The 14,539-nt window shown below is 72.0% G+C and carries 12 protein-coding genes; 5 read left to right on the plus strand and 7 right to left on the minus strand.

All coding sequences use genetic code 11. The features are described 5' to 3' along the window. Positions 1–58: 58 nt before the first annotated feature. Together typA and AC3WUG_RS05920 are read right to left on the minus strand one after the other, a co-directional pair. Positions 59–1,996, minus strand: coding sequence for a translational GTPase TypA (gene typA, locus AC3WUG_RS05915; protein WP_492326815.1), 1,938 nt, complete (start codon positions 1,994–1,996; stop codon positions 59–61). A gap of 138 nt (positions 1,997–2,134) precedes the next feature. After that, complete coding sequence (locus AC3WUG_RS05920) at positions 2,135–4,060, minus strand: ABC transporter ATP-binding protein (protein WP_492326816.1); 1,926 nt, start codon at positions 4,058–4,060, stop codon at positions 2,135–2,137. Positions 4,061–4,153: 93 nt separating this feature from the next. On the opposite strand from AC3WUG_RS05920, the gene AC3WUG_RS05925 reads away from it, so the two are divergent. Further along, the gene (locus AC3WUG_RS05925; protein WP_492326817.1) at positions 4,154–4,768 is read left to right on the plus strand and encodes a PH domain-containing protein; all 615 of its coding nucleotides are present in this window, start codon (positions 4,154–4,156) and stop codon (positions 4,766–4,768) included. A gap of 4 nt (positions 4,769–4,772) precedes the next feature. Here the strand turns inward: AC3WUG_RS05925 and AC3WUG_RS05930 are convergent, their stop codons facing one another. From AC3WUG_RS05930 to AC3WUG_RS05950, 5 genes are all read right to left on the minus strand, one after another. Beyond that, the gene (locus AC3WUG_RS05930; protein ID WP_492326818.1) at positions 4,773–5,843 is read right to left on the minus strand and encodes an ABC transporter permease; all 1,071 of its coding nucleotides are present in this window, start codon (positions 5,841–5,843) and stop codon (positions 4,773–4,775) included. Beyond that, positions 5,840–7,456 carry an ABC transporter permease gene (locus AC3WUG_RS05935; protein ID WP_492326819.1) on the minus strand — a complete coding sequence of 539 codons (1,617 nt, stop codon included), beginning with the start codon at positions 7,454–7,456 and terminating at the stop codon, positions 5,840–5,842. The genes AC3WUG_RS05930 and AC3WUG_RS05935 overlap by 4 nt, the downstream gene beginning before the upstream one ends. A 206-nt stretch (positions 7,457–7,662) precedes the next feature. Continuing rightward, positions 7,663–9,513: an ABC transporter family substrate-binding protein gene (locus AC3WUG_RS05940; protein ID WP_492326820.1), complete on the minus strand. Its 1,851-nt coding sequence runs from the start codon at positions 9,511–9,513 to the stop codon at positions 7,663–7,665. Positions 9,514–10,033: 520 nt separating this feature from the next. Beyond that, positions 10,034–10,450 carry a VOC family protein gene (locus AC3WUG_RS05945; protein ID WP_492326821.1) on the minus strand — a complete coding sequence of 139 codons (417 nt, stop codon included), beginning with the start codon at positions 10,448–10,450 and terminating at the stop codon, positions 10,034–10,036. A gap of 92 nt (positions 10,451–10,542) precedes the next feature. Beyond that, on the minus strand, positions 10,543–11,064 hold the full coding sequence (locus tag AC3WUG_RS05950; protein WP_492326822.1) for a CGNR zinc finger domain-containing protein: 522 nt from the start codon (positions 11,062–11,064) through the stop codon (positions 10,543–10,545). A gap of 122 nt (positions 11,065–11,186) precedes the next feature. Here AC3WUG_RS05950 and AC3WUG_RS05955 point away from each other — a divergent pair, with 122 nt between their 5' ends. The 4 genes from AC3WUG_RS05955 to AC3WUG_RS05970 all read left to right on the plus strand — a co-directional run bounded on the left by AC3WUG_RS05955 (position 11,187) and on the right by AC3WUG_RS05970 (position 14,536). Then, positions 11,187–11,855, plus strand: a complete 669-nt coding sequence (locus tag AC3WUG_RS05955) for a hemerythrin domain-containing protein (RefSeq protein ID WP_492326823.1) — start codon at positions 11,187–11,189, stop codon at positions 11,853–11,855. Positions 11,856–11,954: 99 nt separating this feature from the next. After that, positions 11,955–13,550 (plus strand): glutamate/gamma-aminobutyrate antiporter GadC, encoded by a 1,596-nt coding sequence (gene gadC / locus AC3WUG_RS05960; protein ID WP_492326824.1) that lies wholly within the window; start codon positions 11,955–11,957, stop codon positions 13,548–13,550. Then, the gene (locus tag AC3WUG_RS05965) at positions 13,547–13,990 is read left to right on the plus strand and encodes a hypothetical protein (RefSeq protein ID WP_492326825.1); all 444 of its coding nucleotides are present in this window, start codon (positions 13,547–13,549) and stop codon (positions 13,988–13,990) included. The genes gadC and AC3WUG_RS05965 overlap by 4 nt, the downstream gene beginning before the upstream one ends. Positions 13,991–14,092: 102 nt before the next feature. Continuing rightward, positions 14,093–14,536, plus strand: coding sequence for an iron chaperone (locus tag AC3WUG_RS05970; RefSeq protein ID WP_492326826.1), 444 nt, complete (start codon positions 14,093–14,095; stop codon positions 14,534–14,536). Positions 14,537–14,539: the final 3 nt, after the last annotated feature.

Consider the following 14,539-nt stretch of genomic DNA (forward strand, 5'->3'; position numbering starts at 1 on the left):
ACAACCACCCACCCTGTCCTGTTCTCCGGCCTCCCGGTGCCGGTCATGCGCGCAGGCGTCAGGCGCGCTTGGTACGGGCCACGGCCCGGGCGCGCTCCGTCTGGTCCAGGATCACCTTGCGGATGCGGACGACCTCGGGGGTCACCTCGACGCACTCGTCCTCGCGGGCGAACTCCAGCGACTCCTCGAGGGTCAGGTGCCGCGGCGGCACCAGGTTCTCGAAGTTGTCGGCCGTGGAGGAGCGCATGTTGGTGAGCTTCTTCTCCTTGGTGATGTTGACGTCCATGTCCTCGGCGCGGGAGTTCTCGCCGACGATCATGCCCTCGTAGACCTCCTGCGTCGGGTCGACGAAGAACGACCCGCGCTCCTGCAGGTTGATCATCGCGAACGGCGTCACGACGCCCGCGCGGTCGGCGACCAGCGAGCCCGCGACCCGGGTCTCGATCGGGCCGGCCCACGGCTCGTAGCCCTCCGCGATGGACGACGCGATGCCGGTGCCGCGGGTGTCGGTGAGGAACCGGGTGCGGAAGCCGATGAGGCCGCGCGACGGGACCAGGAACTCCATGCGGACCCAGCCGGTGCCGTGGTTCGACATGGTCTCCATGCGGCCCTTGCGCTGCGCGAGCAGCTGCGTGACGGCGCCCAGGTACTCCTCGGGCACGTCGATCGTCATGCGCTCGACCGGCTCGTGCACCTTGCCGTCGATCTTCTTGGTGACGACCTGCGGCTTGCCGACGGTGAGCTCGAAGCCCTCCCGGCGCATCTGCTCGACCAGGATCGCCAGCGCGAGCTCGCCGCGGCCCTGGACCTCCCAGGCGTCGGGGCGGTCGGTCGGGACGACGCGGAGCGACACGTTGCCGATGAGCTCCGAGTCGAGCCGGTCCTTGACCTGCCGGGCGGTGACCTTGTGGCCCTTGCCGCCCTTGCCGGCCAGCGGCGAGGTGTTGATGCCGATGGTCATCGAGATCGCCGGGTCGTCGACCGTGATGAGCGGCAGCGGCCGCGGGTCGTCGGGGTCGGTCAGGGTCTCGCCGATGGTGATGTCGGCGATGCCCGCGACCGCGACGATGTCGCCGGGGCCGGCCTTCTCGGTCGGGACGCGGTCGAGCGCCTTGGTCTCGAGCAGCTCGGTGATGCGGACGTTCTGCATCGTGCCGTCGTGCCGCGCCCAGGCCACGGTCTGGCCCTTGGTGAGCTCGCCGTTGAAGATGCGGAGCAGCGCGAGCCGGCCGAGGAACGGCGAGGCGTCGAGGTTGGTGACGTGCGCCTGCAGCGGCGCGCCCTCGGTGTAGGTCGGCGCCGGGATCTTCTCGAGGATCGTGGCGAACAGCGGCTCCAGGTTCTCGGAGTCCGGCAGGCCGCCGTCGGCGGGCTGGGTCAGCGAGGCGCGGCCGGCCTTGGCGGCGGCGTACACGACCGGGACGTCCAGGATCGCGTCGAGGTCCAGGTCCTCGACCTCGTCGTGCAGGTCGGACGCCAGGCCCAGCAGCAGGTCGGTCGCCTCGGCGACGACCTCGGTGATGCGGGAGTCCGGGCGGTCGACCTTGTTGACGACCAGGATGACCGGGAGCTTCGCGGCCAGCGCCTTGCGCAGCACGAACCGGGTCTGGGGCAGCGGGCCCTCGGACGCGTCGACGAGCAGCACGACGCCGTCGACCATCGACAGGCCGCGCTCGACCTCGCCGCCGAAGTCGGCGTGGCCCGGGGTGTCGATCACGTTGATCGTGATGCCACCGGGCTCGCCCGCCGCGGCCGCCGCGGGGCCGGCGTACCGGACCGCGGTGTTCTTCGCGAGGATGGTGATGCCCTTCTCGCGCTCGAGGTCGCCCGAGTCCATCGCGCGCTCGTCCACGTGGGCGTGCGCACCGAAGGCGCCGGACTGGTGGAGCATCGCGTCGACCAGCGTGGTCTTGCCGTGGTCGACGTGCGCGACGATCGCGACGTTGCGCAGGTCGCCGCGCACGCGCGTGCCCGTGGGCGAGGTGGGCACAGTCATGTCAGGACTCGTTTCCGCGAGGAAGTGGGGAGATGAGGGGCGCGACGACGTCGAGCGCCGATCGATTGTACGCGCACGCGCGCCCCGGCACGAGGAGGGGTCGTGCCGGGGCGCGCGTGGTGGTGCTCGTCGGAGGGGTCAGACCCCGTCGGAACCGCCGCGCGGGCGGATGTTGCCCTCGTAGCGGCCCGCGTTGGTGACCTGCTCGTCCTCGAACGCCTGGACGCGCTGCCCGTCGGCCACCGCGGCCTGCGCGGCCGAGGTGCCGGCCGGCGCGGCCGCGGCCAGCAGCCGGTCCCGCTCCTCGCGGCGCAGCTTCTGCTCGGCCGGGTTCGGCACGGGCACCGCGGCGAGCAGGCGCCGGGTGTAGTCCTGCTGCGGCGAGCGGAGGATCTGCTCGCGCGGGCCGACCTCGACCAGGTCGCCCTTGCTCATCACGGCGATCCGGTTGGACAGGATCTCCACGACCGCGAGGTCGTGGCTGATGAACAGGCAGGCGAACCCGTACTCGCGCTGCAGCTCCTGGAACAGCTCCAGCACGCGCGCCTGCACCGACACGTCGAGCGCGGAGGTCGGCTCGTCGGCGATGAGCAGCTTGGGCGACAGGGCCAGGGCGCGGGCGATGCCGACGCGCTGGCGCTGGCCGCCGGACAGCTCGTGCGGGTAGCGGTTCCGCATGGCGCGGGGCAGGTGCACCCGGTCCAGCAGGGACTCGACCCGGCGGTCCAGGTCGGCGCCCGAGGCGATCTTGTGCAGCTTGAGCGGCTCGCCGATGGACTCGCCGATCGGCAGGCGCGGGTTCAGCGAGGAGCCCGGGTCCTGGAACACGATCGAGACGTCCTGGCGGACGGCGCGCAGGTCCTTCGGCTTGATGCCGGCCAGCTCGACGCCGTTGACCGAGAGCGAGCCGCCGGCCACCGGGAGCAGGCCGACCGCGGCGCGGCCGACGGTGGTCTTGCCGGAGCCGGACTCGCCGACCAGGCCGACGACCTCGCCCTTGCCGATGGTCAGGTCGATGCCGTTGATGGCGCGGAACGCGGGGACGCGGCCGCGGCCCGGGTACTCGATGACCAGGCCCTTGGCCTCGAGCGCGAAGCCCGGGGCGGCGGCCGGCGCGGCGGTGCCGAACGGGTCGACGCCCGCGCGCTCGGTGACCTGCGCGGTGCCCTCGGCCTCGGCGACCGGGTGCTCGCCGTGCAGGCCCTGGGCCGCGTAGGTCTCGGAGCCGAGGTGCGGCACGGCGTCGAGCAGCTGGCGGGTGTACTCGTGCTGCGGGCGGTTGAACACCTCGTCCGCCGAGCCCGACTCCACGACGCGGCCGTTCTTCATCACCATCACGCGGTCGGACAGGTCCGCGACCACGCCCATGTCGTGGGTGATGAGGATGATGCCGGCGTCGACGCGGTGCCGCAGGTCGCGCATGAGCTTGAGGATCTCGGCCTGGACGGTGACGTCGAGCGCCGTGGTCGGCTCGTCCGCGATGAGCAGCTTGGGCTCGCAGGCGAGGGCCTGGGCGATCATGGCGCGCTGGCGCTGGCCGCCGGAGAGCTGGTGCGGGTACTTGTCGACCGACTCCTCCGGGTTCGGGAGGTCGACCAGGCGCAGCAGCTCGATCGCGCGCTCGCGCGCCTGCTTCGGCGTCATGTCGAAGTGCACGCGCAGGGTCTCGACGATCTGGAACCCGACGGTGTACACCGGGTTCAGCGCGGTCATCGGCTCCTGGAAGATGACGGCGACCTCGTTGCCGCGCACCTTGCTCAGCTGCTTGTGGTTCAGCCCGAGCAGCTCGCGGCCCGCCAGCTTCGCGGAGCCCGACGAGCGGCCGTTCGGGGGCAGCAGGCCGATCAGCGACATCGACGACTGGGTCTTGCCGGAGCCGGACTCGCCGACGATCGCGAGGACCTCGCCCGGGCGGACGTCGTAGCTGACGTCCTGGGCGGCCGGGAACCACTCGCCGTCGACGAAGAACTCGACCGTGAGGTCGCGGACCTCGAGGATCGGCGCCTTGGCACCGGGGGCCGGGGCGGCCGGGCCGCCGGGGGCGGTGGCGAAGTCAGTGGACACGGTTCACGAGATCCTTCCGTGGGACGACCCGATGTGGGCGGGCCGCGCGACGTCGAGAGGGGCGGTCGTCCGCTGGTCTGGGACGATGGCCGCATGGTCTCGGCGGACGTGGTGGAGTACAGGCCGGCCTTCGGCCGGGTTCTGGCGGTGGTCGTGGCGGTCCTGGGCCTCGGTGGCCTCGTGACCGGGCTGGTGGCCGACGCGGGGGCCACGTGGCCCTACGTGGCACCGGTGCTGCTGGTGGTGCTCTGGGTCTGGGCGGCCTACTGGCGCCCGGCCGTGCTGGTCAGCCCCGCGGGCGTCGAGCTCCGGAACGTCACCCGGACGATCGAGCTGCCCTGGCCGACGATCCAGCGGGTCGACACCCGCTACGCGCTCACGCTGCACACCGCCTACGGCGACTACGCCGCGTGGGCCGCTCCGGCGCCGAGCCGGGCCCGGGTGGCCACCGCCGGCAGGGACGACGTGGCGAACCTCCCCGGCTCGACCTACGGCCCCGGCGGCACCGTGCGCCCCGGCGACCTCGCGTCGAGCGCCTCCGGCCAGGCGGCCATCCTCGTGCGCGCCCGCTGGGAGGAGCTGCGCGACGCGGGCGTCCTGGACGACCCCCGCCTCGAGCGCGCGACCCCGCGGGTCCGCTGGCACGCCGGCACGCTGGCCGCGATCGCCGTGCTGATCGCGGCCAGCGTGCTGACCGTGGCGCTCTGACACGTCAGGCCCTGGCCGCGGCCCGCGCCTGGGACTTGGCCTTGCGCGCGTCCGCCCGGGCGAGCGCCCGCCTGGTCGGGATGCGCCGCTGCCGCGGGTCGAAGGCGTCCCGCAGGCCGTCACCGATGAAGTTCACGCACAGCGCGATCGTCACGATGAACAGGCCGGGCCACCAGAACAGCCAGGGCCGCGTGGCGAACGCGGTCTGATACTCGTTGATGAGCTGGCCCAGGGAGACCTCGGGGCTGTTGATCCCGAAGCCCAGGTAGGACAGCGCGGTCTCGAGCAGGATCGCCGAGGCCATGAGCAGCGTCGCGTTGACGATGATCACGCCGACGGCGTTCGGCAGGATGTGCTTGAACATGATCCGGCCGTTCGAGGCGCCGGCCACGCGGGCCGCGTCCACGAACTCCCGCTCGCGCAGGGTGAGGAACTGCCCGCGCACGAGCCGCGCCATGTTCGTCCACGACACCAGCGACAGGGCGATGGCCAGCGACCAGGGGTTCGCGCCGCCGACCAGCACGCCGAGGATGGCGCCGATCATGATCACCGGGATCGTGATGATCATGTCGGTGAACCGCATGAGCAGGTCGTCCAGGCGGCCGCGGAAGAACCCGGCCGCGGCGCCGACCAGCACGCCGATCGTCGTCGACAGCAGGCCGATCACGACCATGACGGTCAGCGACTGCTGCGTGCCGCGCATGACGAGCGCGAAGCCGTCGTGGCCGATGTTGTCCTGGCCGAACGGGTGGTCGCCGAAGACGAACCGGCCGTTCTCGAAGCCCATCGTCGGGGCGCCGCCGGCGTTCACGATGTCGCTGGTCTCGCGGTAGCCGTACTTCCACCAGCCGGGGATCGGGCCCCAGCCGATGGACGTGGTCACCAGGATGACGACGCCGAGCAGGACGATCGCGGAGATCATCGCGCCCCGGTGCCGGAGGAACCGCCGCAGGACGATGCGGCCCTGCGAGAGGCCCTCGACCTCCTTGAGCTCGATCGCGTTCTCGGTGTTCTCGACCGCGGCCTTCGGGTCGGTGATGCCCTCGTGGGGCTCGAGGGGAGGAGTGATGCTCATGAGTTCACCCGGATCCGGGGGTCGAGCGCGGCGTACACGAAGTCGACCACGATGTTGGCGAGGACGAGGAGCGTGCCGGTCACGAGGAAGTACCCCATGATCGGGTCCGCGTCCTTGGCGCCGAGGGACTTGATGAACAACGCGCCCATGCCGCTCCACGAGAAGATGCGCTCGGTGATGATCGCGCCGCCGAACAGGGCCGCGATGTCGAGCGGCACGACGGTGGCCAGCGGGATGAGCGCGTTGCGGAAGGCGTGCCGCGTGGTGACGACCCGCTCGGACAGGCCCTTGGCCCGCGCGGTGCGGATGTAGTCCTGGTTCATGACCTCGAGCAGGCTCGCCCGGGAGTACCGGGTGTAGCTCGCGAACGAGATCAGGATCAGGGCGATCGTCGGCAGGATCAGGTGGGTGAACTTGTCGAGCGACTGCACCCAGAAGTCCCCGGACAGGCCCGGCGTCTGCGACCCGATGGTCGCGATCGGCCGGCCGTTGATCTGCGACGCGTTCGAGTACGGGTACCAGACCGCCATCACGCGGTCGACGAACAGCAGCACGCCGACGCCGATCGCGGTGACCGCGGCGGCGCGCATCGAGACGACGCGGTCGTAGCCGCCGAACAGGTAGCCGACCACGAGGCCCACCGCGAGGGCGGCGACGGCGAGCAGCGCCATCAGGCCCCAGCTCGCGTTCACGAACGCGTACTGCAGCGGGTAGTAGAGCGCGGCGCCGATGGCGGCGGTCGTGAGCGAGGCGTACAGCGCGCGGCGGTTCTGCAGGCCCGCGGTCAGCGCCACGATGCCGAACGCGATGCCGACGCCGAGGGCGAGCACGCCCACCAGGCCCAGGCTCGGGTCGAGCAGCCAGCCGGTGTTCGAGATGAACAGCAGCGCGGCGGCCGTCGCGACGACCGCGGCGCCGAACGACACCCAGCGGGTGCGCGTCGTGCCGCCGATGATCGACGACCACAGCACGCCGGAGATCACCGACAGCAGGGCGATCCACAGCGGCGGGACGTGCGGGTTCGCCAGGAAGTCGTTGAAGCCGATGGCGCCCCAGAGCTTGAGGAGCACGGCGACCCAGAAGGAGGGCAGCGAGTACAGGACGAACGACATGAACGTCACGCTGTAGTCGAAGCGCGTGTACTGGCGCAGGGCCGACACGATGCCGACGAGGACGCCGAGGCCGATCGCGAGGAACGTCGACGCGGCGACGAGCTGCACGGTGCTCGGGATCGCGGAGCTCAGCAGCGCGGACACCGGCTGCCCCGTGACCCAGCTGGAGCCGAGGTCGCCGGTGAGCAGCGAGCCCAGCCACTTGAAGTACCGGATCACCGGCGGGGTGTTCAGGTCCAGCGCCTGGATCCGCGCCGCGATCAGCGCCTCCTTGTTGGGGGCGGTGCTGGTCCGCAGCTCCTCGAGGGGGTCGAGGGAGTACGCGAGGAGCATGTAGACGATGAACGTCGCTCCGAGCAGCACGATCGCGGACGAGACGAGGCGTCGCCCGAGGAACGTCAGGGTGGGCGCCGCGTTCCTGAACCAGGAACGGCGGGCCGTGACCGGTGCGTCGGGCGCGGAGCGCGCGCCGGAGGCACGGGTCGTCACAGAGGTGGCCATGGGGTCCTTGCCTCACGGGAAGGGGGGTACTCGCAAAGCGCAAGTGTAGGCACTCCCGGTAGGGGTGCTGCGCCTCGGGCCGGGGTCGGCCGTGAGTGCCGTTGCGGCTGTGGTACTAGGGGCACGGCAACGGGGGTACCGCGGTGGCCGCGGTACCCCCGTGCCGGCGTCGCTCGCTGGTGGAGCGTCAGTGCTGCGTCAGATCGTCACTCGGTCTCGGTCGCGCTCGGCGCGTCGAGGGAGTCGGACGCGCTGATCTCCCAGTCCCAGTAGTTCCAGAAGATGGTCGGCGAGAGCGCGATGGTCGAGACGCCCTGCAGGACGTCGCGGTGCGCGACCACACCGGGGAACTGGAAGATGTTGACGCCGAAGGCGTCCGCGTTCAGCTGCTTCTCGATGTCGATCGTCAGCTGGGTCTCGACGTCCGCGTCCGTGTTCGTCGACATCTGGCCGTACAGCTCGTCGATGGCCGGGTTCGAGTAGCCACCGAAGTTGTTCACGCCGTCGGTGATGTAGTTCGCCTCGGAGTTCAGGGCGAACGTGTTGGTCGACTGCCAGCCGAAGAGCGAGGCGTCGTAGGTGCCGCCACCGAGCAGCGAGGACCAGTTGTCGTCACCGTTGTCGATGACGTTGAAGCCGGCCTGCGACGCGGACTGCGCGATGAGCTGGTACTCGTTCGCGCGGCGCACGTTGGACTTGCCGTAGAGGAAGCGCACGTCCACCGGGGTGGTCACGCCGGCCTCGGCGAGCAGGGCCTTGGCGCCCTCGATGTCGACGTCCGTCCAGAGCGAGGAGTCGTTGTTCGCGACGACCTCGTCGTAGTTCGGGGAGCCCGGGACCACGGTGAAGGAGTCACGCGTCGTGGCGTCCTCCTGCAGCGGCTGGATGAGCTTCTCGATGATCTCCTGGCGCGGGATCGTCTTGAGGAACGCCTGGCGGACCTTGAGCGCCTTCTCGGCGTCGCCGCCGTAGGCCGCCGGGTCGAACGGGCCGCCGTTGTTGAACGTCAGGTCGACGTGCTCGTAGGTGCCCTCCTGCTCGGTGGAGTAGGAGACGCCGTCGATGCCCTCGAGGGTGGCCAGCACGTCCACGGAGGACTGCGGGGCGATCAGGTCGACCTCACCGTTCTGGAGCGCGGTGACCGCGGCCAGCGGGTCCTCGGTGTAGCGGATCGTGATCGAGTCCACCTTGGGCTCCGGGCCCCAGGTGTAGTCGGGGTTCTTCGTCAGCGTGACGTACTGGTTCTCGACGTAGTCCGAGATGATGTACGCGCCGTACGAGAGGTAGAGACGCTCGTCGTCCGGGAGCGACGTGAAGTTGAACCCGTTGTTCCAGGTCTCCGAGATCGGGGCCAGGGCCGCCGCGTCGTTGTTCTTGAACGCGTCGATCAGGGCGTTCTTCGCCTCGGTCGGGTCGTCGATGCCGAGCGCGATCTCCGCCACGGCGTGCGCCGCGATCGGGGACGGCTGGCTCATCGAGACCTCCCAGTCCGAGCGCGGCTCGGTGTAGTGGAAGGTGACCGACTTGTTGTCGTCGCTGATCTCCGGGAAGTCGGTGATCAGGTTCATCGCCGGGGAGGACGAGTCGAAGTAGACCGAGCCCTCGGGGGCGGTGACGGAGCCGTCGTCGCCGGACTCCACGTCGTCGCCGGAGGCGGTGTCGAACATGTCGTTCTGCGCGCCCCACCAGAGGATCATGTCGGCCGCGTCGACGGGCTCGCCGTCGGACCACGTGACGCCGTCGTTGATCGTGTACTTGACGACCAGCGGGTCCTCGGACTCGACCTCGTACGTCCCGAAGTCCTCGTTCTTCGCGAGGTTCAGGTCGCCGTCGTAGTAGTTGAAGAACGAGGTCATCAGGTAGATGACGTTCGCGTTCGCGGTCGCGTTGCCGTTCGACGTGAGGTTGTTCGTCGAGAACATCGGCTGGTTCCAGCTGACGTTGACCGACGTCGTCTCGTCGATCTCGCTCTGCGGGGCGGGGCTCGAGCACGCCGTGAGCACGAGTGCCCCCGCCGCCACCGCAGCCGCCGCGGCGCTGATTCGCCTGATCTTCAATGTTCCTCCTGTGAAGGTGGCGCCCGCCCGTCCTCGCGCCGCGTGGGCCGACCTCCGGGGTCGTCCCGAGCGCGGCAGACGTGCGGTCCCGCCGTGGATGGGGCAACGCTAGTGACCCCAGTCAGGACAAATCGGACACATCCCCCCGCAGCGGGCGATCGTTACCGGATCGATACTGAGCAGTAGTGTCCAGCATTCAAGACGGAACCCGCCGGTAACATCGCGGAAACATGCCGCTCGGAGCGCCCGTCGGCGGCGGGCGCCCTCGTCGGGGGCCGTCGGCTCAGCGCGGAACCACGGCCCTGTGCTATGGGGACGACCTCGCGGCCGCCCGTCCCCCGCGCGACGACCTCGTCGTCCCCGCGCGCGGTGTGACGAGGGTCGCACAACCCGGCCGGTCCGGCACCCCGGCGGCCGCGGGCGCGGCGGGGCCGCCCCGCCCGGGACGGGAGGGGCGGCCCGTGGTGTGCGGCGTCGGGGCCGCGACGGCGGCCCCGACGCCGCCCGTGACGAGCGGGGCTCAGACCGCGGCGGCGACGCGCACCGCCTCGACGTTGAGGATGTTCCCGTCCGGGTCGGCGAACCACACCGACCGCATCGGCCCGTCGGTCAGCACGCCGTCGGACCAGGAGCCGGACGGCAGCTCGAACGTCTGGAACTCGATGCCGCCGGCCCGCAGGGCCGCGACCTCCTCCTCGAAGGCCTCGTCGGCGACCTGGAACGTCACGGCGGTCGCCTGGTTGGTGCCGGCGTAGGAGGACGGGTACACCAGCATCCCGCCCTGCTTGGTCGCGTAGACGACGCCGGTCATCTCCTCGGCGTCGGTGAACCCCGGCAGCTCCTGCTTCCGGAAGCCCAGGGTCTGCTCGTAGAACTGGCGCGCACGGCCCAGGTCCCGCACGGCGAGGCAGGGCATCGCGGGGTGGTCGGACAGCATCGTCGCCTCCAGCGCGGGTCGGCCGACGGTCGACCGACCGGCGCCGCGAGCGTACGGCGACCGGGTCGCAGCGGGGTCGCAGCCCGGGGCCGTCAGGCCCGCGCGCGGCGGCGGTACGCGCGCGCCTTCATCACGTCGCCGCACTCGTCCATCGCGCACCAGCGGCCCGACCGGTTGCGGGACGCGTCGTGGTAGACCCACTGGCAGTCCGGGTTCGCGCAGGCCTTGAGCCGCGCCCACTCCCCCGTCGCGACCGCGCGGTGCAGCGCGGCCAGCACCTCGGCGACGAGCGCCGTGTCCCGGTCGGCGCCGGGCGCGGGCACGAGGGCGAGGCCGCCGCCGGACGCCGGGTCGCCGGGGGCCAGCACGAGCGGGTACCGCGCCGCGAGCGCGCCCAGCGCCGTCGCGTCGCCGCCGCCGAGGTAGCCGCGCAGGACGTCGCGGGCCTCGACGAGCACCCGCGGCCCGGTCCCGCGGAGCCGGTCGACCCCGTGGAACCGGTCGTCGGTGTTGAGCAGCGCGCGCAGCCCCTCCGTCGCAGCGGGCGCGACGCCGGGCGCGGTCCCGCGCACGACCCACGCGTCGAGCGGGTCGGTGCTCTTGACGGCGGACATGGCCCTGAGGATAGTCGTCACCACCGTTCGGCGATAGCCGGTGACGCCCGCAGGGGCGGCGTCACCGGCGCCGGGCGCCCCCTGCCCCGCCGCACCACCCACCGAGCGAGAGCGAGCCGACGATGACCGCGACCACCGACCGTCCCGGGTGCGACACCTCGGACCTGCTGCACATCCACCAGCTGTTCCGCCGCGCGTTCGGCGACGCGCCCGGGCTCGTCCGCGGGGTGCGGGACGGCGACGTCGCCCGGATGCGCGTCGTCGCCGCGCACGTCCGGGAGGTCGCGACCGGCTTGCACCACCACCACGAGGGCGAGGACCTCCTCCTGTGGGACCGCCTCGAGCAGCGGTCCCCCGCGTGCGCGCTGCACGTCGGGCTGATGCGCGCCCAGCACGCGGACGTCGCCGGGCTGCTGCGCGACCTCGACGCCGCGCTGCCCGCGTGGGAGGCGGGCGCGCCCGCCGCCGCGCGCGACGACGTCGCCCGGGTGCTGGACGAGCTGCAGGCGCTGCTCGTGCTGCACCTCGGCCAGGAGGAGGACCGCATCCTGCCCACGGCGTCGAGCGTGCTGAGCCAGCGGGAGTGGGACCAGCTGCACGAGCACGGCATGGCCTCGGTCCCGCGCAGCCGGATGCTCCTCCAGCTCGGCTGGATCCTGGACGCCGTCCCGGAGGCCGAGCGGGCGGGCTGGCTGCGCACCAACCTGCCCGCGCCCGCCCGGCTGCTCTGGCGCACGGTCGGGCGGCGGCGGTTCGCGGCGCACCGCGCGCGGGTCTACGGCGTGCGGTGACGCGTCCCCGGGGGTAACCCCGGCCGGGTGAGGACGACCGCTCCGGCGCCTCCCTAGCGTGAGTCCCGTCGCCGGAGACGGCGCGGAGAGGGGGGCACCATGTCCGCGGAGACCGCACCCACCACCGGCGAGCCCGCGCCGCGGCACCGGGCGGCGACGGGACCCGACGCCGGCGGCGTCGCCGTCGACGGCACCCCCACCACGAACGGCAGCCCGGTCGGCGACGGGCGCGCGGGTGACGCCCCCGAGCCGCCGCCCGCCGACGCGGTGCCGCCCCGCGCCCCCGCGCCGGCGGCCCAGTGGATCTCCTGGGTCGCGCTCGCGATGATGACCACCAGCTCGGTGGCCAGCCTGCGCGCGGCGCCGACGATGGCGATCTACGGGCTCGCGGCCGTGTTCCTCTACGTCGTGCCGGCCATCGTGTTCCTGCTGCCGACCTCGCTGGTGTCCGCCGAGCTCGCGTCCGGGTGGAAGGGCGGCGTCTACAACTGGGTCTCCGAGGGCATCTCGAAGCCGGCCGGCTTCCTCGCCGTCTGGTGCCAGTTCGCGATGACGATCTTCTACTACCCGACGCTGCTCGGGTTCGTGGCCAGCACGCTCGCGTACGTCATCAACCCCGACCTCGCGACGAGCGGCGTGTGGACCGCCGCGGTCATCGTGGTCGTCTACTGGAGCGGCGTGTGGGTGTCGTCCCGCGGCACCAAGGCGATCGCGGGGCTCGCGTCCGGCGGCCTGATCATCGGCACGCTGATCCCCGGGGTGCTGCTGGTGACCCTGGGCGTCGTGTTCCTCGGGCAGGGCAACCCGTCGGCCGCGCCGATGGACGCCGAGCACCTGCTGCCCGCCTGGGCCGGCCTGTCGAGTCTCGTGCTGATCGTGAACAACTTCCTGTCCTACTCGGGCATGGAGATGAACGCGGTGCACGTGTCCTCGCTGCGGAACCCCGGGCGCGAGTTCCCGCGGTCGATGTTCCTGGCGATGGGGATGGTCCTGCTCATCTTCATCCTGCCCGCGCTGGCCATCTCCTGGTTCGTCCCCGCGGAGGAGCTGTCGCTCACCGCCGGGATCATGCAGGCCTTCGACGCGGTGTTCGCCCAGTTCGGCTGGCAGTGGCTCACGCCGGTCATCGGGGTCATGCTCGTCACGGCGTCGGTCGCCGGGATGCTCACCTGGCTCGCCGGGCCGTCGAAGGGCCTGCTGCTGATCTCCCGGCAGGAGGGCTACCTGCCGCCGTTCCTGCAGCGGCTGAACAAGAACGGCGTGCAGCAGAACATCCTGGTCACCCAGGGCGCCGTCACCACCCTCATCGCCCTCGGGTACGCGCTGATCCCCTCGGTGTCGAGCGCGTACTGGGTGTTCTCGGTGATCACCACGCAGGTCTACCTGATCATGTACCTGCTGATGTTCGTGGCCGCGGTGCGGCTGCGGCGCCTGCACGCGGACCACCCGCGGGGCTACCGGGCCCCGATCATCCGCACGCTGTGCGGCGTCGGGTTCGTCGCCTCGGCGGCGGCGCTGCTCGTCGGCTTCGTCCCGCCGTCGCAGCTCGGCACCGGCAGCCCGTGGGTCTACGTCCTGGTCGTCGGCGGCGGTGCCCTCGGCCTCGGCCTGCTCGTGCCGTTCCTGTTCTACCGGTTCCGCAAGCCCTCGTGGCGGCTCGCGGAGGCGCAGCAGCCGGAGGTGAGCGCGTCATGACCGTGCCCGTCGAGACCTCGACCCGCCGCGAGCGCGGCTGGGTGTACGGGGTGAGCATCGCCGTCCTCGCGGTGCTGGTGCTGGTCGCCCTGCTGTCGTTCCGCTCCGCCCGGCAGGGCGCCGAGGCGCAGGAGAAGGCCCAGGAGCTGGTCGACGCCATGGCCGCCGCCGGCGCCGAGCAGCTGCCCTCCGCCGACCGGGTCGCCGCCGTCCTCGGCACCGACGGCGGGGTCGCGTGCAGCGACCCGGCGTCCGCGCTGGGCCAGGCCGCGATCTTCGCCGGCCTCTCCAACGGCGCGACCGGGCCGGGGTACCGGCCGACGATCGCGGAGAGCCGGGCAGTCCAGGCGGAGCTGCTGATCGTGGGCGTCTACTGCCCGGAGCACCTCGAGGACGTGCAGGCGATCGTCGACGACCTGGACCTCGCCGAGTCCGACTGAGCCGCCACGCGGACCCGTCAGGATCGGAGAAGCACCGCGCCGACCGCGGCTCCTACGGTGGGGAGCACGCACCGCACCCCGCCCGACCAGGAGGCACCGAGCATGGCCGACACCCACGGGTCCACCGCGAACTTCACCGCCGAGGAGCGCGCCGCGATGCAGGAGCGCGCCGCCGAGGTCCGCACCGCCCGCAAGCGCGGCAAGGCCGGCGGCGACCCGGAGGCCGAGCTGCTCGCGAAGATCGCCGAGCTGCCGGACGAGGACCGGGCGATGGCCGAGCGGATCCACGCGATCGTCCGGGAGGTCGCCCCCGGGCTCACGCCGCGCACCTGGTACGGGATGCCGGCCTACGGCGCGACGAAGGCCGTGCTGTTCTTCCAGCCCGCGTCCAAGTTCAAGGCCCGGTACGCGACGCTCGGGTTCAACGACGACGCGCGGCTGGACGACGGCGCGATGTGGCCGACCGCGTACGCGCTGACCCGGGTCGGCGACGCCGAGGAGGCGACGATCCGGGAGCTGGTGCGGCGGGCTGCCGGGGAGGGGTGAGGG

It is taken from the genome of Cellulomonas sp. EB106-03-03-XG116 (assembly GCF_058792015.1).